The sequence below is a fragment of the Aureimonas sp. ME7 genome (assembly GCF_903970965.1).
Taxonomy (GTDB): Bacteria; Pseudomonadota; Alphaproteobacteria; order Rhizobiales; family Rhizobiaceae; genus Aureimonas.
In genome coordinates, this window is the sequence record NZ_CAJCKW010000016.1 from 35,150 (window position 1) to 53,374 (window position 18,225).

18 protein-coding genes are annotated in these 18,225 nt (G+C 63.6%); 5 read left to right on the plus strand and 13 right to left on the minus strand.

Translation table 11 applies throughout. The annotated features are described in order from the left end of the window. Positions 1-6 precede the first annotated feature (6 nt). Positions 7-894, minus strand: coding sequence for a Ku protein (locus H7A85_RS18860; RefSeq protein ID WP_182422073.1), 888 nt, complete (start codon positions 892-894; stop codon positions 7-9). A 171-nt stretch (positions 895-1,065) separates the two neighbouring features. Here H7A85_RS18860 and H7A85_RS18865 point away from each other — a divergent pair, with 171 nt between their 5' ends. The 3 genes from H7A85_RS18865 to H7A85_RS18875 all read left to right on the plus strand — a co-directional run bounded on the left by H7A85_RS18865 (position 1,066) and on the right by H7A85_RS18875 (position 3,904). Next, a complete protein-coding gene (locus H7A85_RS18865) occupies positions 1,066-1,392 on the plus strand; it encodes a hypothetical protein (protein WP_182422074.1) in 327 nt (108 codons plus the stop codon). 78 nt (positions 1,393-1,470) lie between these two features. Further along, positions 1,471-2,346: an SDR family oxidoreductase gene (locus tag H7A85_RS18870; protein ID WP_182422075.1), complete on the plus strand. Its 876-nt coding sequence runs from the start codon at positions 1,471-1,473 to the stop codon at positions 2,344-2,346. Positions 2,347-2,968: 622 nt separating this feature from the next. Beyond that, positions 2,969-3,904 (plus strand): ABC transporter substrate-binding protein, encoded by a 936-nt coding sequence (locus H7A85_RS18875; protein ID WP_182422076.1) that lies wholly within the window; start codon positions 2,969-2,971, stop codon positions 3,902-3,904. Positions 3,905-3,947: 43 nt separating this feature from the next. Here the strand turns inward: H7A85_RS18875 and H7A85_RS18880 are convergent, their stop codons facing one another. From H7A85_RS18880 to H7A85_RS18905, 6 genes are all read right to left on the minus strand, one after another. Next, positions 3,948-5,324: an FGGY family carbohydrate kinase gene (locus H7A85_RS18880; RefSeq protein ID WP_182422077.1), complete on the minus strand. Its 1,377-nt coding sequence runs from the start codon at positions 5,322-5,324 to the stop codon at positions 3,948-3,950. 34 nt (positions 5,325-5,358) lie between these two features. Beyond that, on the minus strand, positions 5,359-6,351 hold the full coding sequence (locus H7A85_RS18885; RefSeq protein ID WP_182422078.1) for a ribose ABC transporter permease: 993 nt from the start codon (positions 6,349-6,351) through the stop codon (positions 5,359-5,361). Beyond that, positions 6,348-7,871, minus strand: coding sequence for a sugar ABC transporter ATP-binding protein (locus tag H7A85_RS18890; RefSeq protein ID WP_182422079.1), 1,524 nt, complete (start codon positions 7,869-7,871; stop codon positions 6,348-6,350). The genes H7A85_RS18885 and H7A85_RS18890 overlap by 4 nt, the downstream gene beginning before the upstream one ends. Beyond that, positions 7,864-9,381 carry an FGGY-family carbohydrate kinase gene (locus tag H7A85_RS18895; RefSeq protein WP_182422080.1) on the minus strand — a complete coding sequence of 506 codons (1,518 nt, stop codon included), beginning with the start codon at positions 9,379-9,381 and terminating at the stop codon, positions 7,864-7,866. The genes H7A85_RS18890 and H7A85_RS18895 overlap by 8 nt, the downstream gene beginning before the upstream one ends. Beyond that, positions 9,381-10,268: a class II fructose-bisphosphate aldolase gene (locus tag H7A85_RS18900; RefSeq protein WP_182422081.1), complete on the minus strand. Its 888-nt coding sequence runs from the start codon at positions 10,266-10,268 to the stop codon at positions 9,381-9,383. Before H7A85_RS18900 ends, H7A85_RS18895 begins: the two co-directional genes overlap by 1 nt. 71 nt (positions 10,269-10,339) lie before the next feature. Beyond that, entirely contained in the window at positions 10,340-11,281 is a 942-nt protein-coding gene (locus tag H7A85_RS18905; protein ID WP_182422082.1) for an ABC transporter substrate-binding protein, read from the minus strand. 146 nt (positions 11,282-11,427) lie between these two features. Between H7A85_RS18905 and H7A85_RS18910 the strand changes: the two genes are divergently transcribed. Beyond that, the gene (locus H7A85_RS18910) at positions 11,428-12,291 is read left to right on the plus strand and encodes a MurR/RpiR family transcriptional regulator (RefSeq protein WP_182422083.1); all 864 of its coding nucleotides are present in this window, start codon (positions 11,428-11,430) and stop codon (positions 12,289-12,291) included. 593 nt (positions 12,292-12,884) lie between these two features. On the opposite strand, the gene H7A85_RS18915 is transcribed toward H7A85_RS18910, so the two are convergent. The 5 genes from H7A85_RS18915 to H7A85_RS18935 form a co-directional block, all read right to left on the minus strand. After that, positions 12,885-13,379, minus strand: coding sequence for a MarR family transcriptional regulator (locus tag H7A85_RS18915; RefSeq protein ID WP_182422084.1), 495 nt, complete (start codon positions 13,377-13,379; stop codon positions 12,885-12,887). A 592-nt stretch (positions 13,380-13,971) separates the two neighbouring features. After that, on the minus strand, positions 13,972-14,136 hold the full coding sequence (locus tag H7A85_RS18920) for a hypothetical protein (RefSeq protein WP_182422085.1): 165 nt from the start codon (positions 14,134-14,136) through the stop codon (positions 13,972-13,974). Positions 14,137-14,590: 454 nt separating this feature from the next. Continuing rightward, positions 14,591-14,830, minus strand: coding sequence for a hypothetical protein (locus H7A85_RS18925; protein ID WP_182422086.1), 240 nt, complete (start codon positions 14,828-14,830; stop codon positions 14,591-14,593). Positions 14,831-15,011: 181 nt separating this feature from the next. Beyond that, positions 15,012-15,689, minus strand: a complete 678-nt coding sequence (locus tag H7A85_RS18930) for a Crp/Fnr family transcriptional regulator (protein ID WP_348519705.1) — start codon at positions 15,687-15,689, stop codon at positions 15,012-15,014. 200 nt (positions 15,690-15,889) lie between these two features. Next, positions 15,890-16,069, minus strand: a complete 180-nt coding sequence (locus H7A85_RS18935; protein ID WP_182422088.1) for a hypothetical protein — start codon at positions 16,067-16,069, stop codon at positions 15,890-15,892. Between the two features lie 589 nt (positions 16,070-16,658). On the opposite strand from H7A85_RS18935, the gene H7A85_RS18940 reads away from it, so the two are divergent. After that, the gene (locus H7A85_RS18940; RefSeq protein ID WP_182422089.1) at positions 16,659-16,892 is read left to right on the plus strand and encodes a hypothetical protein; all 234 of its coding nucleotides are present in this window, start codon (positions 16,659-16,661) and stop codon (positions 16,890-16,892) included. A 493-nt stretch (positions 16,893-17,385) separates the two neighbouring features. Here the strand turns inward: H7A85_RS18940 and H7A85_RS18945 are convergent. Then, positions 17,386-18,225, minus strand: an 840-nt coding sequence (locus tag H7A85_RS18945) for an NAD(P)-binding domain-containing protein (RefSeq protein ID WP_182422090.1), incomplete at its 5' end; no start/stop codon positions are given.

An 18,225-nucleotide genomic window follows, 5' to 3' on the forward strand; every position in this document is an offset into this window, starting at 1 on the left:
CTGGCGTTAAGCGGATTTGCGTTTGCGCGTTGCAGGCTTCGCTTTCGGCTTCGTTGCCTTCGGTTTGGCGGCCGGCGTCTCGCCAGCCTCACGTCCCTTGGCGCCTTCCAGGCTCTTCTTCAGGCTGGCCATCAGGTCGATGACATTGGACTTCTCTGGCTTCTCGTCCTTTGCGTCCGCACCTTCGTCGGGATCCGACACGCTGCCCGTCTTGCGCTTCTCGTCGATCAGGGCTCGGAGCGCCGCGGTGTAGTGGTTTTTGAAGTTGGTCGCTTCGAACTTGGAACTCTTGCGCTCGATCAACTCGCTCGCCACCGCCAACAGTTCCTCCTCCGTCTGTCCTTTCGGAATGTCGGAGAACAGCGCGTCGGCCTTCTGGATCTCATCCGCGTAATGAAGCGTCTCCAGCAGCAGGCCCGTGCCGTAGGGACGCACGGAAACAAGATACTCCTTGCCGCGCATCGTCATCTGGCCGAGGCCGCTCTTTTTCGCCTGCTTGAGCGCATCGCGCACGACACGGAAGGCGTCCTCCGCCAACTCGTCCTGCGGCACCACGTAGTACGGTTTGTCGTAGTAGAGCGGCGGGATCTCAGCTTGGTCGACGAACTGGACGAGCTCCAGCGTCTTAAGCGTTTCGAGCTTCACGTCCTCCATCTCCTCGTCGGTGAGAAGGACGTAGTTGCCCTTTGACGTCTCAAAGCCTTTGACGATCTCGTCCTTATCGACCGGACCGATGCCGGGCGCGACCTTCTCGTAGCGGATCCGCTTGCCGGAGGGTTCGTGGATCTGATGGAAGCTGATCGTCGCCGTGGACTTCGTCGCTGGGAATATCTCGACTGGGATGGAGACGAGGGAAAGGCGGATCTGACCCTTCCAGATGGGACGACGCGCCATGTTCCCTGACTCCGCAATGTTTGTGCCCTTGAACGTCAGAGCGGTTCGGGACGTTCCTGCGTGACGACCGGAGCCTTCTGCGTTCCTTAACGGAGCGGGCTCCTCCGGAAAAACTTGTACCCGCGTGACGTTGGAGCTTAAGGCAATTCTTGCGATGAAGGGGATTGCGACATGGCACGCAAGATCAGGGAAGCGAGCTGGCTCGCTGAGGAGACGATCGCAAATGAGCCAGCGGAACCCTGCTGGCTTTGCGGTCGCTCACTCGGCAAAACAGTAGACCGCTTCCACCCGATCCCCAAGAGCCGAGGCGGTAGGGACACGGTACCTGTTCATCCGATCTGCCGAGAAACGATCGACGCCAACTTCACGGCCAGTGAACTCGTTCGCCACGCGCAGAATGGAATATCCCTGACGGACAACGAGACGGTCGCACGGTTCGTGAAATGGGTCGCCAACAAGCCGCCAGACTTCCATTCGGCGACCAAGGCGGGCCGTTAAAGACCAGTCCCTGATAGATCGGAGCGATATCTGTTCCCGATCGTTCGTTTGCTGATCCTTCCAGCCATAGGACTGCAGATGACCGACGATCCCCGTACCAGCCAGCCGACCAGTTTTCCCAACGAGACACAGCAACCCAGCCCCGGCCTGGAAACCCAGATGCGGACCAAGCCCGATCATGGCGAACAGTCCTATGTCGGCAAGGGACTGCTCAAGGACCGAGTCGCGCTGATCACTGGGGGTGATTCCGGTATCGGCAGGGCCGTTGCAATCGCCTATGCCCGCGAGGGAGCGGATGTGGCGATCTCCTACCTTGCCGAAGAGCAAGCCGACGCCGACGAAACCAAGGTTTGGGTCGAAAAGGCGGGGCGCCGCTGCGTTCTTCTGCCGGGCGACATTCGGGACCGGGACGTTTGCGCCTCGCTGGTCGAGCGAACCGTTTCCGAGCTCGGCGGCATCGACATCCTCGTCAACAATGCCGCAGCGCAGACCACCAACGATGATCTTGCCGCCATCGACGACGACGACATGCAAGGGGCTTTCCAGGCCAACGTCTTCGCCATGATCCGCCTTACCAAGGCGGCGGCGCCGCACATGAAGCCGGGGTCGACCATCGTGAATTCGACGAGCATCCAGGCGAAGGTCGCAACGGAAAGCATGATCGTCTACGCAGCGACCAAGGGTGCCATTTCAAGCCTGACGATCGGACTGTCGAACCTGCTGGCCCCGAAGGGCATCCGCGTCAACGCCGTCGCGCCGGGTCCTGTGTGGACGCCGATCCAGCCGATCGCAAAGGAGCCGGAGGAACTGGAAAAGCTAGGCCAGAACACGCCTCTCGGCCGCGCGGGGCAACCGAGCGAACTGGCACCAGCCTACGTGTTGCTGGCATCGAAGGAGGGTAGCTACATTTCGGGCGCGGTGATTCCGGTCACCGGCGGCATGCCGATGTACTGAAACCTTGTTACTCCAGGCGATCGCGGGCATGGCGATTGTGCCACCATAGAGATGCGAACAGCGGCTGCGGCAACGGTGTCCATCGTCCCGATGGAATGCCGGCTGCGGCCCATGCGCGAGGCCCACACGTTGCATCCAGCGAACGCGGTGAAGGTTGGGTACGCCTTGAAAATGGTCCGTTTCGTTGAGGCTGTAACGGTCGGGGCTGGAATGTCCCATCCCTGTTGCATTCAAGGGTGTCGAGGACGAAGCCTAGCATTGCGCTTATCCACTGGCGCCGGTGACTCCAATCATTTCCGCTTTGCGCCCATCTTGGACTTTCAAGACAGGTTAAGAGCTTCCCGTAAGCGGACATCCGAGGCGGGAGGGTCGCTTCCGAGAACCAAAACGCAGTACCGACCAGATGATCGTAGTACCGTCGCTACTCGTTGTGTATCGAAGCTGCCACCGCGATCGTACGTGGCCCGACGGCGGTGGTTACGACATGCGCCTTGAGATAGGCTCGATTCATCTCGCTTGGAGGGTAGGCCATGCGAGCACTGGCGGAACGCAATCCGCCGAGGTCGGGGCGCACGGCATCGTGCCGGCGCGATCGGCGACCGGCGAACAAACGGGAGGACTCATGACACGCCTGAAATCCATTCTGGCCGCCGCCGCGATCATCGGCGCGACGCCGGCGATCGCGCAGGATTCGGTGAGCAATGTCGGCATCACCGTCGGCACCCTTGGAAATCCCTTCTTCGTGCCGCTAGTGGAGGGCGCGAAGGCCGCCATCCTGAAGGCCAATCCGAAGGCCGAGATCACGACGCTGGGCGCCGACTACGACCTGACCAAGCAGGCCTCGCAGATGGACAGCTTCCTGACCGCCGGCGTCCAGCTCATCATGCTCAACGCGGTGGACGTCAAGGCGATCGCGCCCTCGGTGGCGCGCGCCAAGGCGCAAGGGGTCGTCATCGGCGCCTTCGACGTGTCGGCCGAAGGGGCTGATGTCACGGTGATGACCAACAATGTCCAGGCCGGCGACATCGCGTGCGAGTACCTGGCGCAGAAGCTTAACGGCAAGGGCGACGTCGTCATCATCAACGGCCCGCCGGTGTCCTCGATCATCGATCGGGTGGAGGGGTGCAGGACCGCCTTCGGACGTCACCCCGACATCAAAATCCTGTCGGATGACCAGGACGGCAAGGCCTCGCGCGAGGGTGGGCTTGCGGTGATGCAGGGTCTTTTGACGCGCTTCTCGAAGATCGATGCCGTGTTCGGCGCCAACGATCCGACCGCGCTCGGCGCCGATCTCGCCGCCAAGCAGCTGGGCCGGACCGAGATGATCATGGCCGGCGTCGACGGCGCGCCGGACGTGGTGAAGGCGATGAAGTCGGGCGACACCCGCATCGTCGCCTCGTCCTCGCAGGATCCCTACGGGATGGCCGAGAAGGCGGCCGAAATGGCGCTCGCCGTCGCGTGGGGCGAGAAGCCGGCCGAGACCACCGTGCTCCTCGACACCAAGCTGGTGACGCCCGAGAACGTCAACGACTACGTGGGCTGGGACGCGCCGCGCTGAGCGGAGCCATGGTTCCTGCCGTCGCGCCCAGGGGCGCGGCGGCTCACGGCGCCCGTTCCTGCCGAATGCGCCGATAGGCCGAAGCCCAGTCTGCGCGCGGCTCGAAGCGGATGGATAGCGGGCGCTTCAGCCGGGCCGGGTCGAAGTCCGGCACGGCCGAGAGGGCGACCAGCGCCGCGCCGGCGCCTGTGAGCTCGTCCTCCGCCAAACGCGTGATGGCACGGCCGAACAGGCTGGCGCGCAGCTCCATCAGCGCGTCGGAGCGCGACCATCCCCCCGTCACGTAGATCGGACCCGTGCCGCCGATGATCGACAGCATGTCGAGCGCACCGAACCCCGCCTCTTCGATGGCGGCACGGCACAGGCTGAGGGCCTCCTCGCGCGGTAGCGCCGAAAGCGAGGCGGCATCCTGCGCGCGGGCTCGCCGAAGCTGCGATGCCGCCGACGGTGATCCGGGAATGCGGACCTCGTCCAGCAGCGCGGCGACGAGATCGCCGTGCGAGGACCAGCGGAAGGGCTCCATAGCAGCGGCCAGTTCCTGAACGCCGAGACAGGCGAGACCCGCGCCCCCGCCGACCGGCACGGAATAGGCGACCGGAGGGTCGAGGGCCGGGACGGCGGGAACCGCGCGTTCGCCGTAGAGGAGTTCGGCCGTCCCCATGGAATCGACGATCGCGCCCGGTTCGAAGCGCCGGATATAGCTGGCTGCGACGGGATGATCGTGGCCGCCCGCCACGATTCGGGTCTCGGGGCCCGCGGCGCCCGACTGGAGAAGGCGCGGGCTGCGGACGGAGCCGACGAGGGTGCCGGCCGGAACGACGGGGGGGAGCGGAGGGGCCTTGGCGGCGGCCAGCATCGGCGCGTGCCAGCGGCGGGCGTGAACGTCGTAGGCGGCGGTGCGGGCCGCGAGCGTCTCGCTGATGAAGGGGCGGCCGCTCCAGCTGACGGCGGGAAGATCGCTGAGGGCGACCCAGACGTCGCCGGGCCCACCCGTCTCGCCCCGTTCGGCGTGCCAGCGCCATTTGGCCACGGTACGGGCCGCATCCACGATATGACCGACCCCGGCGCAGGCTGCCTCGGAGTCGCGCAGGGTTTCAGCTTGACGGGCGGCCCGCGTGTCGAACCAAGGAAGGGACGGGCCACGCGGCTGTGCCGCTGCGTCGACCAGCAGCCCGTCCTCGCCGACCCCCGCGCCGGCGATCGCCAGGAGCGGCACCCCACCGCCGACCTCGCGCCAACCCGCGATGAGGAGGTCTTCCAGAAGCGACAAAAGCGCCGATGGATTGTTCAGCAGACCCAACGCATCCGCTCCGCGCGGCGTCGGTACGGCGCGCGACCAGCGGATCGCGCCCTCGCGGTCCATCAGCACGACCTTGATGTTGGTGGTGCCGATGTCGAGGCCGCAGGCAAGGGCGCTCATGGCCGGACCGGTGATCCTCGCCGCAACGCGGCGGTCACGTCCGCGCCCCGCCTTCCAGGCGGAAACGATCGAGCGCCACGGCGCCGATGATGATGAGGCCCTTGATGATGTACTGCCAGACGTCCGGCACGCCGGTCAGGATCAAGCCGTTGGTGAGCACGGCAATGATCAGGGCACCCACCAGCGTTCCCCAGATCGAGCCGATGCCGCCGACGAACGACGTGCCGCCGAGGATCACGGCCGCGATGGCGTCGAGCTCGTAGGCCTGGCCCATTTGCAGCCCGTTGGCGGCATAAAGGCGGGCCGAGGCCATGACCCCTCCGAGGCCGGACAGGAGCCCGGACAGGGCGTAGACGAACACCAGGACGGCGCCCACCTTGATGCCCGTCAGCCGAGCGGCATCCAAATTGCCGCCGATCGCGTAGATATAGGTGCCGAGAACAGTGCGCTTGAGGATGAACCAGGACAGGACCACCACGGCGAGCGCGATCACGACGAGCCACGGCACGCCGAAGATCGAGCCGTTGCCGATCACCGCGAAGGGCAGGTCGGAATTGAAGATGGTCGTGTCGCCGGCCATCAGCCGGGCGATGCCGCGAATGGCGGTCAGAGCGCCCAGCGTGACGATGAACGGCGGCAGGCGAAGCCCCGAGATCATCGCCCCGTTCAGGACGCCGAAGCCGAGGCCGACCGCCAGCGCGGCCGGGATCGCCAGCATCGACAGGGACGGGTCGAGCGAGACGAGAAGCGCCGCGATGGCCGAGGCCGCCACGATTGAGCCGATCGATAGGTCGATGCCGCCGGTGAGGATGACAAAGGTCATGCCGCAGGCCAGCACGAGGTTGATCGAGGCCTGCTGCAGCACGATCACGAGGTTCTGCAGCGTCGCGAAGCGCCCCGAGGCGGACGAGAAGGCGATGCAGAGAACGATCAGGACCGGCAGCATGCCGAGCGCCCGGAAGAGTGCCTTGGGCGAGGCGCGGGAGGGGTCGGGCGAAACGGCGAGAGGGGCCTGTCGGTCTGTCATGGGGTCACCTCCGCACGCGTGTTTCCTGTCGAGATCGCAACGATCGCCTCCTGGCTGATCGCGGCGCCCGTCACCGTTCCGGCGATCGCTCCGTCCCGCATCACCAGAACGCGGTCGCAGATGCCGACCACTTCGGGCAGTTCGCTGGAGATGATGAGCACGCCCGCGCCGCTCTTCGCCAGGTCGTCGATCAGCTGGTAGATGTCGGACTTGGCGCCAATATCGACGCCGCGCGTCGGCTCGTCGAGGATCAGGACCTTGGGCCGTGTTTCCAGGAGCCGCGCGAGCAGGACCTTCTGCTGGTTGCCGCCCGAAAGCGAGCCGACGGTTGTTCTGGCCGACCGGGTGCGGATCGACAGCTTGGCGATGGCGTCCCGGGCGCGGCGCGCGGAAAGGCCGAGCCGCCGGATGCCCGGTCCGATCGCGTCGCGCGAGGCGACGGTCATGTTGATGTTGTCCTCGATGCTCATGTCGAGGAAGAGCCCCGTGCCCTTGCGGTCCTCGGGCAGGTAGACGAGGCCGGCCGCCACGGCGTCCGCGGGTCCGTCGATCTTCGCCGGGCGCCCTTCCAAGCGGATCTCGCCGCCGGCGCGGCGGTCGGCGCCATAAATCAGCCGGGCAAGTTCGGTGCGCCCGGAGCCGACGAGACCGGCCAGGCCCACCACCTCGCCGGCGCGCACTTCCAGCGTGGTGGGCTGGATGCGTCCGCCGTCGGTGAGGTTCTCCACCTGCAGCATCGGCGGGCCGAAGGCGGTGCCGGCTTCGTGTTGCTTGTGGTAGAAGTCCGATTGGTCGCGGCCCACCATCATCTTGACGAGGCGCTCGGCCGAAAGCTCGTCGCGCGTCAGCGTTCCCACGTAGTTTCCGTCGCGCAGGACGGAGCAGCGATCGGCCAGCTCGTACACCTCTGCCATGCGGTGGGAGATGTAGATGATGGCGAGCCCTTGCGCCTTAAGGCGCCGCACGAGGTCGAAGAGTTTGTCGGTCTCGCGCGAGGAGAGCGCCGTGGTCGGCTCGTCCATGACGAGGATGCGCGCGTCGAAGGCAAGCGCGCGCGCGATCTCGACCAGCTGGCGCTCGGCGATCGACAGGCTGGAGACCCGTGCGTTCGGCCCGAAGCCGACGCCGAGATCGGCCAGGATCTTCTGGCAGCGCGCGCGCATTCCGGACGCGTCGATCAGTCCCGACCGGCTGGTCTCGCGCCCGAGCGAGACGTTCTGCCAAACAGTGAGGTTCGGGGCGAGCGACAGTTCCTGGTAGATCACGGCGATGCCGAGCGCGCGGGCGGAGACCGGATCGCGGATCGCGATCTCGCGACCGTCGAGAAGGATCCGGCCGCCCGGATCGGCTCGGATCGCGCCGGACAGGATCTTCATCAGCGTGGACTTGCCCGCGCCGTTCTCGCCCATCAGCGCATGGATCTTGCCGGCATGGATGTTGAGGTCCACGCCGCGCAGCGCGCGCACGGCACCGAAGGTCTTGGCAATGCCCTTCATCTGAAGGAGCGGATGTTCAGCCATGGTGCGTCTCCCGAAGCCCGAGGCAGTCCACCAGCGCCGGTCGGAGCACCGCGTAGGCGGCCACCCAGTCCGGCTCCGGTTCGACGCGGGCAAGCCCCGCTGCCTCGAGAGGGCTTGGCGGCGCATCTGCGTCGATCAACCCTTCCGCGATGCCCGCGACGACCGCCGCACCTGCGCCGGCCGCCTCCTGCACTTCGGGAATCACGAAAGGCCGGTCCAGCATAGCGGCCTTGATGCGGTTCGCCAGGAGGTTGCGCGCACCCCCGCCGGTCAACACGATCTCGGGCGGCCGGGTGCCGGCATAGCGCTCGACGAGACGGATGTTGACGTCGGCCCAGGCGGCGAGCGCCTCCAGCCCTGCGCGCAGGAGGTCGCCGGAGCCGTTTCCGGCGCCGAGCTGCACGATGCCGGCACGGCGGCTTCGCTCGTTGCTCGGCGCGCCCGTGCCTTCCAGGAACGGGGAGATGCGCACGCCCCCGGCGCCTGGCGCGGAGGCCGCCGCCATCGCCCAGAGCCTCGCCACTGTGTCCGGCGACGGCTCGGGGCCCGACAGGAGGCGCAGGAGCCAGTCGATCAGTCCTCCGGCGGAGGGAATGTGGCCGGACAGGAGGAAGCGGCCCGGCACGACATGCGGATAGCAGTCGTACCGCCCGCCGCCGACCTCGCCGAACGCGAGGGGGCGGTCGACCACGGTCTTGATCGCCTCGGACGTCCCGGTGGAATCGATGATCGGACCGGGTCGGTGGAGGCCGCAGGCGAGGCCCGCGCAAGGGTGGTCGTGCCCGGCGTTGATGACCGGGACGCCAGGGGGGAGGCCCAGGCCTTCCGCAGCTTCGGCGGTGAGCCGCCCCGCACGGTGCGCGGCCGGCAGAAGCGTCGGAAGGCTAGCCTCCTCGATGCCGGCGTGAGCGAGAATGCGCTGTGACCAGTCGCCCGTCGCGCGGTCGGCCAGGCCCGATCGGGCGGCGAGCGAAGGGTTCGACACCCGCTCGCCGCAGAGTCGGTAGACCACGTAGTCGGCCACCATCAGCCAATGCACCACCCGCTCGAACAGGGCGGGCTCGCTTTCGCGCAGGAAGGGCAGGCGATAGGCGGTGTAGATGTCGTCGTCCACCATGCCGGTGGCGTCGAACCAGTCCTCTTCGCTCAAGCCCCAGTCGGCGCGGCGGTTGCGCGTGCGCCGGTCGAACCAGGTCGGACAGCCGGTGATCCGGCGCCCGGCGGCATCGAGGCCGACGAAGCTTTCGCCGATGCTGGCGATCGCGATCGCCGCGACCTCCGGCCGAAGTCCCATCCGGGACTCGGCCAGCGACAGGGCCTCGCGCACGGCGCCGGGCAGGTCGCGGTCGAGGCCGGCGATGTCGAAGTCGGACAGGCCGGGACCCGATCGCAGGACTCCCATCGGCCGCCGCGCGACGCCGACGACGTCGCCCTCCGAACGCAGGGCGACGACCTTGACGTTGGTCGTGCCGATGTCGACCCCGAGGAGAACCGCGTCCCGGCCCGTCATCAGGCGGCCTGGCTGCGCTGCCAGTGAAGGAAGGCCTCGCCCTGGCCGGCGGAGCCGATGTCGACCATCTTCTCCTCGATCACCGCCTGGGCGGCGGCCTGGGCGGGAACCAGCGCGTCGATCACCGCGATGCCGGCGGAGTTGGCGCTGTAGACCGACATCACGGCCTTGTTGTAGGCGGTGATGATGTCGGAGAAGAGGATCACCAGCGAGATCCCGGCCTTGGTCGCGGCCTGCATCTGGTCGCGCGGGTTGCCCGAGCCGCCGTGCATGCAGATATAGACGCCCGTCGCCTGCTTCAGCTCGGCGATGCGCTTGATGTTGAGCTTGGGCGTCGCCTTGACCTCGCCGTGCGCCGAGCCGTGGACGTTGCCGATGGCGGGCGCGAGGATGGTTGCGCCGCTTTCGCGCACGAGGCGCACGGCCTCCTCCACGTCGGCGTAGTCGTCCTCGGTCTGGACGGCGCCGTGCTCCATGTGGCCGACGGCGGCCTCCACGAGGATGCCGAGCGGCTCGGCCGCTTTGACCACTTGGCGCACGCGGCGGATGTTCTCCGCCAGCGGTTCCTCGGCAGCGTCAAGCATCACGCTGGAGCAGCCGGCGCGGATCGCGTCCACGCAATCGGCCATCGTCTCGCCGTGGTCGAGGCTGAGCGCGACGGGGACGGAGGCTTCGCTCGCCAGATGCCGGGCGACGAGCGCCAGCGTGTCGAAGCGCGTGATCTGGCGGCTATCGGGATGAATGCGGATGGCGACCGGCGAGTTCTGCTTCTCGGCCGCTGCGATGGCGGCCTGGATCACCTCGATGTTCATCGAGACGAAGGCGCCGACCGCATAGCCGTTGTCGGACGCGTGTTGCAGAAGGGTCTTGAGGGGAGCGATGGGCATGGCTTGTCCTTAGCTGTTCGCGGGGCGGCGCGAGGAAGAGCCGGCCGCCGGGGCGGCCGGGCGTGGAGAGGTTATTTCTTGCCGTTCCAGCCGACATAATCGCCGACCGTCTCGCGCGTGATGAGCCTGGGCGCGACGAGCACGTCCGGCGTCTCCAGCGTCTCGCCGCTCACGAGCTTCATGCCTGCCTGGACGGCGGCATCGGCGAGCTCGGACGGAAGCTGGGCCGAGGACGCCTCGATCATCGTGTTGCCCTTCAGGGACGCCTCGACGTCGGGCGAGCCGTCCACCGTGGTGATCACGATCCCCGTTCGCACGAGCTGCTTGGCGGCGAGATCCGCGCCGATGGCCGACGGGTCGTTGATCGTGAAGATGGCGTTGACGTCGTCGTGGGCGGTCAGAAGTCCCGTCGTGACGTTCAGGCCGCCTTCGCGGGTGCCGATGCCGTTCTGGTTGTCGGACAGGATCTTGATTCCCTCGTGGCCGGCGAAGACCTCCTTGCAGCCCTTCACGCGGTCAATGACGCCCGACACGGGAGGGCCGTTGACGATGAGGACATTGCCCTTTCCATTCAGCTTTTCGGCGATGTAGCCGCAGGCCTGACGGCCGGCCTCGACATTGTCCGTCGTCACCGTCGCCTTGGCACCGTCGGCCGTGTTGTCGACCGCCACGACCGGGACGCCGGCCGCTTCCGCCCGCTTGATCGCGGCGCCGATGGCCCTGGAGTCCACCGCCGACACAATGATGAGATCGACGCCGGCTTGGATGAAGTTGTCGATCTGCGAGGATTGCTTGGTCAGGTCGTAGTCGCCGGAGACGACCAGTGTCTCCGCGTCGGGTCCGCCGGCCTTCTTGACTGCCGCGTCCACCGAGCCCGCGATCGCGCCGAAGAACGGATTGCCGAGATCGACCACGGAAACGCCGACCTTCTTCAGGTCCGCCGCTTGCGCGCCTGCCGCAAGCGCGAGCGCAGCCACGCAGGATGCCAGCGCCGCCGACACAAAATGCTTCATGATGTCCTCCCAACGCCCGGCCGACTGTCTCGTTCTTGTCCGGCCTGCTATTCCAGGGACGTTATCTTGACGCAAAATGTCCCGCAAGCTGCTTTCTCGATTTTTTGAAGGGGCATTTTGTGTCATCAAAGCCGCCCGGAGGTTCCATGACGCTCGACATGCCGGCCATTTCCATCGACACGCTGGAGGCGCGCGCGCTCGCCGTCCGGCTGCATCCCACGGAACGCCGCATTGTGGAGGAGCTTCTAGCGATCGCACCCTACGAGGTGGGAACCATGACCTCGTCCGACCTCTCCGAACGATCGGGAGCCAGTCGTTCCAGCATCGACCGCCTGTCGCGCAAGCTCGGCTATGCCGGGTTGAAGGACATGCGCCGGGCGCTGGCGCTGAATGCTGGGCGCCGGATCGAAGGGACGAGCCAGGAACTAGGCAGGGGGGGGGACGGTAGCGATATCGCCACCCGCGTTATGGGATCGATCGCAACCCGGGCGATGGCCTTTGCCGAAGCTTTACAAACCGGAGACGAGTTGGAGACTCTGGTCTCCATCCTTCTTTCGGCACGTAGCATCCAGCTGTTTGGCGCGGGCGAATCGTCGGCAGCCTGCAGCGCCATTCATGTCCGCCTCGTGCGCCTAGGACTGCCGATCTCGTTCCATGAGGAGTATCACACTCAAGTAACTCTTGCTTCGCTGATGCAGCCTTCCGACGTCGCCATTGCCGTGTCCCACTCGGGCAGCACGAGATCGACGCACCATGCATTGAGCGCAGCACGACAGCAGGGTGCGCAGATCGTGCTGCTGACAGGCAAACCGGGTTCGGTCCTGTCTCAGCTTGCCGATCTCGTGATCCAGTTCCCGAGCGGCCGTTATCCGGGAAGCGGCGAGGTGATCGACCGTATCCTCGCTATGGGCCTCGCTGAGGTGCTATTTCAAAACTTGGTCGTCCGACGTGATGAATTTCTTTCCAACTCGGTACGAATCGATGACGCGTTCGACGAAGAACGCCTGTGACGTCTTTTGTGCTAAGCGTCCTAAGGGGCGTGTGGTAACGTGGCGATGACAGCAGCGCGCGGACCTAAATCTGTTTAAGCGCGTGAGGTGTTCCCTGACGCACGCAGCGATCGAGACATCTCCTTTGAGTTCAGTGGGTGTCCCGTTAAAATGTAAAAGGCAAAATCAGCACCGGCGTCGCTTAGAGTATCTCCACTGGTGTGGTTCATAGTTTTGTGCCGAAGTTGCCAAACTATGGCGAGCCGCTCAAAAATACTGAAAACGTTTATTCTATCCAGATATCCCACCAAAAACTTGCAAGGAGGAAATGACGAAGCGCCATGATAAGAGGTGTATCAGCTTTGCGCCCATTCCGGCCACTCGACAGCTTTTGTCGACTTCGACAAAGCGGACATAAAGCTATTGATCGGCAAACGGATGCAATGTCGGACATGCCACCCGACCAGCAACATTCCCTACCAGAAAGCTTTAGCCTTTCCTAACCGACGCGTCTCGGGCGAAAGTACTTGACAAGTGGCCTTCAGCGCGCCTTGGCAACCGTCAGCACTGCTTCCCACTTGCCGCGATCGTGCACCGAAGTCACTGACGGATTCTCAGCGCACACGATCAACCCGTTGGCGAAGAGCCCTGTTGACGTTTTCCATGTGGGCAAGCATGTCTGGCATCGAACCGTGCTGGATCAGCCTTGCTAGTTCCTCTTCGCCTTGGACGAAGACCTGACGAACCTCATCGCGCTTTCGCATGCCATGCTTTGTCAAGCACACGAATGTTTTCCGTCGATCCGCCCCCAGTGCCGTTCGTTCGCACCACCCTTTCGCCGCAAGGCGGTCTACCATCTTGGATACGGTGGAGGGTCTAACCTGCAACTGTTCGGCGAGATCGGAGATCCCAATCGGTTTGTCCGCATCCAAACGATCGAGAAGCATGTCTTGACCGGGATCGACATCAACACTCGTCAGCCAATGCTGTCGCAGGACACGGCTCAGCGTTGATAAGGAGGCCAGAACGCGAACGAGAGGCGCGTCGTCGAGCGAAGGTTCCGCTGTTTCGATCGTCATAGCTGTCCCCTGCATCTGGTAACGCGACATTGGCGGTTGATCGCCACCACACTGCGACATGCCGCTTCATGGCGTCCGAACTTGTTTCCTCCCTAAACTATTCAGCGACGCAACCGAACGCAGCAAGGGTGGTCAGAGGAACCGTGCGATAGAGAACAAACATCGATCTTCCCACGGCGTCGTTTGAATACGCGGTCAGTCTTCAGTGGATCGATGTAAAAGCCTGCACAACAAGGGAAATACCGAACCGTCCAGCATGGCCATAGGGTGCCTTGGTGCAGCACCGCACGGTTCAACACCCGCCTGCATCTTCGTCCCATAATGGACGTCCAAACGTCGATACGCGGAGGAACATATGACGTGTTCTCTGACCGATCTGGACCAATCCTGCGATATCGTCACTCGCCAGCCCGAACGGCGCATCGGCCCGATCACGTTGCGAGCGGCCATTCGATGCATCGTGCTTCATCGGCCGCTGGCGGAGCAAATCGAAATCGAGTTGGAGGACGGAACACGCTTGGAGGAAGCTGCTATCGAAGCGCTCTACGACTTAACATCGACGATCGTCCTTTCGAAAGAATTCGCGGGGACGCCGTAGCACGGGAGTGCTCGTTGAAGTTCTTCACTCGTCGTCGACGGGCAGGGCGCCATCTGGAAAAGCACTTTGCGCCAGTTCGAACCCAGCGTGCAGGAGAACGGCTTCGATCAGCTTCACCAGCATCGTTTGGCCAGGCGTTGTCTTGGCGACATCCAACGCGGTCATGAGATGCCCGATCACTTCGTTCAAGCCTTGGTTCGTTTCTGACCCATCGAGCGACATAAGTTTCCGCATGATATGGAGGGGTACGCCGTGTGTAGGCTACCAGCAAAACTGGGGCGTGTGGCAAGGTCCTCCATCGGTCCCCTGATCGTTCTCATGTTAGCCGTCTGTGGATCGTCGCATGACATCGCATGACCTCAACCCGTTGGCGAACCCGATCGAGGTCGAGCGGCACGATCGGTCGCGCGATACCCTTCGTCAACTCTGTGTGGTGTTGCGAATGACGGAGGATGAGTTGCGATGTGCTTCCGAACCTTCGGCAACACACAGCCTACCTCTACCAGACAACATGCTACCGGGAACGGATCAGGTCATTCTCGATCGGTTTGGCCACTTGTTTGCAATTTTGGATCGCCACTCCAAAAGCTAGACGGCGTCAAGCTTGATGATGCAGAGCCTTTGGAGCCCAGGCGTATGAGTTTCAGGACGACGCCAAGGCCTCACTGAAGGACACGGTCAACAACTCGATCCCATTCTCGTCGCAGATTTCGAAGGCATCGGTTCGCCTTCGGTCCATGCCCAACATGACGCCGACACTGAGGAGGGCGCGGGCATCGTTCAGGGCAACGGCCTGTGCGGCACCGAGATCTGACAGTTCAAGACCGGTTTGATCCGTCACACGCAGGTCGCCGCGCATAATGTTGAAGTAATAACGAGGCATCGATTGCTTCCTCTTTCGAGGCAGCATGACTCTTTACTCACTTGGTTACTACGAACGATACCGCACCGATGACGCGGAAGGCCTTTCGTTGTCTATCGTCGCGGATCTTGGCTTCGGTAAGCAATGGTTCTCGCCGGGACCGAGAGCGCGATAGTCGTCCTGCACCTCGTAACGCAGACCGTTATGCTGGCTCCAGAGCCCCCTCCATGAGGCGCGCATATTCGGCTTCCGGCACCCCGTAGGCGCCGCCCGCTATCTCGATCAGTTTGCTGCGATCGCGGACCACAATCGTGGCACGTATGGCGCGGATGGCATGTTCGCCTTCGAGAACGTGGATCTCGTTTGTCACTCCCGAGCGACGAACCCCCAGCATCAATCCCAGGAACTCGTGGGTCAGCGGCATCGCATCCGTCTCCAGCCGGTCGTGGCACATGAGAAGCCAGCGTGCCAAGCGAACGGGGATCGTGTAGCGGCCATTCGCGAGCGCGGAATAGGCAAGCTGCAGCTGATAGGTCTGGACGTATCGCAGGAGATGCGCCCGCAGCGGTTTGTCGTCTTCCATCGCCTCGTGAAGATGCTGTGAGGAAATTCGCCAACCCGTGCCAGCCACCTGCATGAACGTGTGGTTGGGCGTCTGATCAACGCCGAGCAGAAGGTGGATTCCCGCCATGCCCTCCGAGCCGATATGACCGACCTCGATACGCGTAGTTTCATCCAAGCGGCTAGCCGCCACAATCGACGCCAGCCCGCTTTCCAGGAAGTAGGCAAAGTCCGTCACCTTGTTCGGCTCCACCAGCGTATGGCGAACGGGAAGTTCCACCTTCTCGCAGAATGGCAGCAGCGCTTCGCGGCTTTCCACGGGAAGCGGGCGAAGCAAGCGACTGGTGAACGGCGTGGATGGCATGCAGCATTGCCTGTCGGGAACGAGCCCGCGCTCTGGGCCGCTTGAGCAACCTTTGACGATCAGCCAGCGACCGTAAGCTTATGCCCTTTGCGCCGAAAGACGACTACCCAATGTGATGGCGGTGTACGGTTGTGACACTTGTGGTTGGGAACGGATCAATCCCCATCTAACGCAGCCGATAGGTTACTTCGAGTGGGCAAAAGATCCATCAGTTCGATGCAGCCGATGATCGAACCCCTGTCGTCGTGAACCTCGAGCCGATCGTCATCGATCCAGCGACCGGCCTGGATCGCCGCGATCAGAAGTTCTTGCCCGGCCTTTCGTGCCTCTGCCATTGCAGCTCCAGGACTGGCGAACCCTTGTCCTTCCGGATCATCGATCCTACGAGCGCCCTGACGGATATGGAAATGGTAATGCCTCATCTGGGAACAGCATAAGGAGCGGCTGGAAGCGGCAGCTAGATGCTTCGTTGAACTGTTCGCTTGGTCATCTAAGGACATGCGGAAGCTTTTGTCGCAGACAACCGTGCGCTTGTGACGGCGCCTACGCAGCCGGGTGCACCTAGAATGGGTCGATGACCTATCGAGCCAGCAAACCCAAGCAAGTCGATGTTTTGGCACGCATTGCTGCCATTTTGAGCGACCGTTACGAACCTTTTGCAGCCGAGCGTGTGGCACTACGGATTGTCGAATGCGTTCGTGTTGGAGACCAGTTTGGGGACGATCTGACAGTCATCGCACGCTCAACGTTGCCCGCGAGTGTCCGGTAGCGAACAAACTGCCCTGCGTACGAAAATTCAAGCGTCATCCGTCCTGACGTGTACGCCCGTTGATCCATTCACGCTGTGTGCGTTTCCGACATTTGCGTCTTTGGGCAATTTTCTTACGTACCTGAAATCAATGATAGCTCACGCACGAGACGATCATGCGCTACTACTTCAATATCCGGGAAGGCAGCGTCCTGATTGAAGACCACGATGGAGCGGAGCTGCCAACGTTGGAAGATGCCTACGAGGAAGCCATTCAAGCAGCGCGCGAGATGTTGGCGACCCGCGTTCTCGCAGGTCAACCCCTTGGGCATCGCTCTTTTGAAATTCAGGATCAGAACGGTAACAGACTGGTAACAGTGCCGTTTTCAAACGCAATGTCCGTGGCTTGACCGGAACTAGAGCGGTTTCCGACCGTGTTGAACCATCGTCATCGCCTGATCGGCGACCGCTTCGCGGCGGGGCGCTCTCGGCCCGCGGCTTCGTTGCTCGTCGGTCACGATGCGGGCGGCATCGCTCCCTCCTCGCGCCTTGCCCCGAACCGAAACCCCCTCCGTGCCGACAATCCAACCCGGTCGGAAACCGCTCTAGGGTCGCAAGTGCGCTTGCCACTCGAGACGAGATGAAACTTCATCCGCGGATATCAGACAACCCCAGCGAATGCCAAAGGAGCTATGCTTTTGGCACTTAAGGCGGCCATGCGGTGTACATCCAACCGCGCGATGTTGCATTACAAGGTGGGGTATGCAGAATTCAGGCGAAATAAATTTGCGTTCATCTGAACTGGATTGGACTATTCCGATGAAGGCAGGTTTCCGGTCGACTGACTTAAAACCTGCCCGTCTCCTTTCGGCCCTCACTCACCTTATGGTGTTCACTGGGAGATCATGAGCAACGCATCCGGGCGATCGACCGTGCGGCGTGCCTTGCTTCCCGCTGCGCTTGTTGGAAGTAGCTTGTGAGGCTGGGCTGCATGCCGACAAGCCAAAGCCCAGGCACCGCTGTTTCGCCAAGCCTACCTCGCAAACGTGGACGACCCGCCTCGTCGACGGCGCCAAGTGGGCCAAGCAACGACATCAGGGCAGACCCATAGCCCACGGCGGCGATCACGATGTCAGGTGCCAACGTCGTACCGTCGGACAGCATCACGTTCGATCCCGAGAACTCCGTCACCCCGGCGACGACGGTGATTTGTCCTCGCTCCACGGCCGCCACGGCACCATCGTCGACCGCGATCGCGATCTGGTTCTCGACGAGGCGCGTGGCAGCATCGAACCGTGCCGCCGGAAAGCCGTGTCGGGTCAAGTCGCCGAAGGCGATCCTCTGTGTCCACCCGACCAGACGATCGACCAATCGGGTCGGAAGCGATGCCATCAGCGGCGATAGCCGATGAACCGCAAAACCACCTAGCCGCTTCGGCAAGATACCGGGAGCTCGGCGGAGCGCCAGCCAGAGAGGTCCGGTGTCGACGCGGCTGAGATGATTGAGGACGTCGAACCCGGAGTTGCCGCCACCGACCACAAGAACGGATCGTCCTCGATAGGCTTGGATATCACCCAAGTCGGCCGCGTGAAGAATTTGCCCCGTGAAGGTCTCCATGCCCTTCCAACGCGGCACGATCGGGACCGCATCCCGGCCCGTCGCAACAACCACCGCCTGAGTGTGGATTGTGCCCGCGTTCGTCTCGAGGCCGAAGTGCCCGCCGGTCCGCGACAGAGATAAGGC

Bases quoted from the DNA above. Each gene is read 5' to 3' on its own strand.
- H7A85_RS18860 (WP_182422073.1), bottom strand. From the start codon at position 894: ATGGCGCGTCGTCCCATCTGGAAGGGTCAGATCCGCCTTTCCCTCGTC.
- H7A85_RS18865 (WP_182422074.1), top strand. From the start codon at position 1,066: ATGGCACGCAAGATCAGGGAAGCGAGCTGGCTCGCTGAGGAGACGATC.
- H7A85_RS18870 (WP_182422075.1), top strand. From the start codon at position 1,471: ATGACCGACGATCCCCGTACCAGCCAGCCGACCAGTTTTCCCAACGAG.
- H7A85_RS18875 (WP_182422076.1), top strand. From the start codon at position 2,969: ATGACACGCCTGAAATCCATTCTGGCCGCCGCCGCGATCATCGGCGCG.
- H7A85_RS18880 (WP_182422077.1), bottom strand. From the start codon at position 5,324: ATGAGCGCCCTTGCCTGCGGCCTCGACATCGGCACCACCAACATCAAG.
- H7A85_RS18885 (WP_182422078.1), bottom strand. From the start codon at position 6,351: ATGACAGACCGACAGGCCCCTCTCGCCGTTTCGCCCGACCCCTCCCGC.
- H7A85_RS18890 (WP_182422079.1), bottom strand. From the start codon at position 7,871: ATGGCTGAACATCCGCTCCTTCAGATGAAGGGCATTGCCAAGACCTTC.
- H7A85_RS18895 (WP_182422080.1), bottom strand. From the start codon at position 9,381: ATGACGGGCCGGGACGCGGTTCTCCTCGGGGTCGACATCGGCACGACC.
- H7A85_RS18900 (WP_182422081.1), bottom strand. From the start codon at position 10,268: ATGCCCATCGCTCCCCTCAAGACCCTTCTGCAACACGCGTCCGACAAC.
- H7A85_RS18905 (WP_182422082.1), bottom strand. From the start codon at position 11,281: ATGAAGCATTTTGTGTCGGCGGCGCTGGCATCCTGCGTGGCTGCGCTC.
- H7A85_RS18910 (WP_182422083.1), top strand. From the start codon at position 11,428: ATGACGCTCGACATGCCGGCCATTTCCATCGACACGCTGGAGGCGCGC.
- H7A85_RS18915 (WP_182422084.1), bottom strand. From the start codon at position 13,379: ATGTCGCGTTACCAGATGCAGGGGACAGCTATGACGATCGAAACAGCG.
- H7A85_RS18925 (WP_182422086.1), bottom strand. From the start codon at position 14,830: ATGCCTCGTTATTACTTCAACATTATGCGCGGCGACCTGCGTGTGACG.
- H7A85_RS18935 (WP_182422088.1), bottom strand. From the start codon at position 16,069: ATGGCAGAGGCACGAAAGGCCGGGCAAGAACTTCTGATCGCGGCGATC.
- H7A85_RS18940 (WP_182422089.1), top strand. From the start codon at position 16,659: ATGCGCTACTACTTCAATATCCGGGAAGGCAGCGTCCTGATTGAAGAC.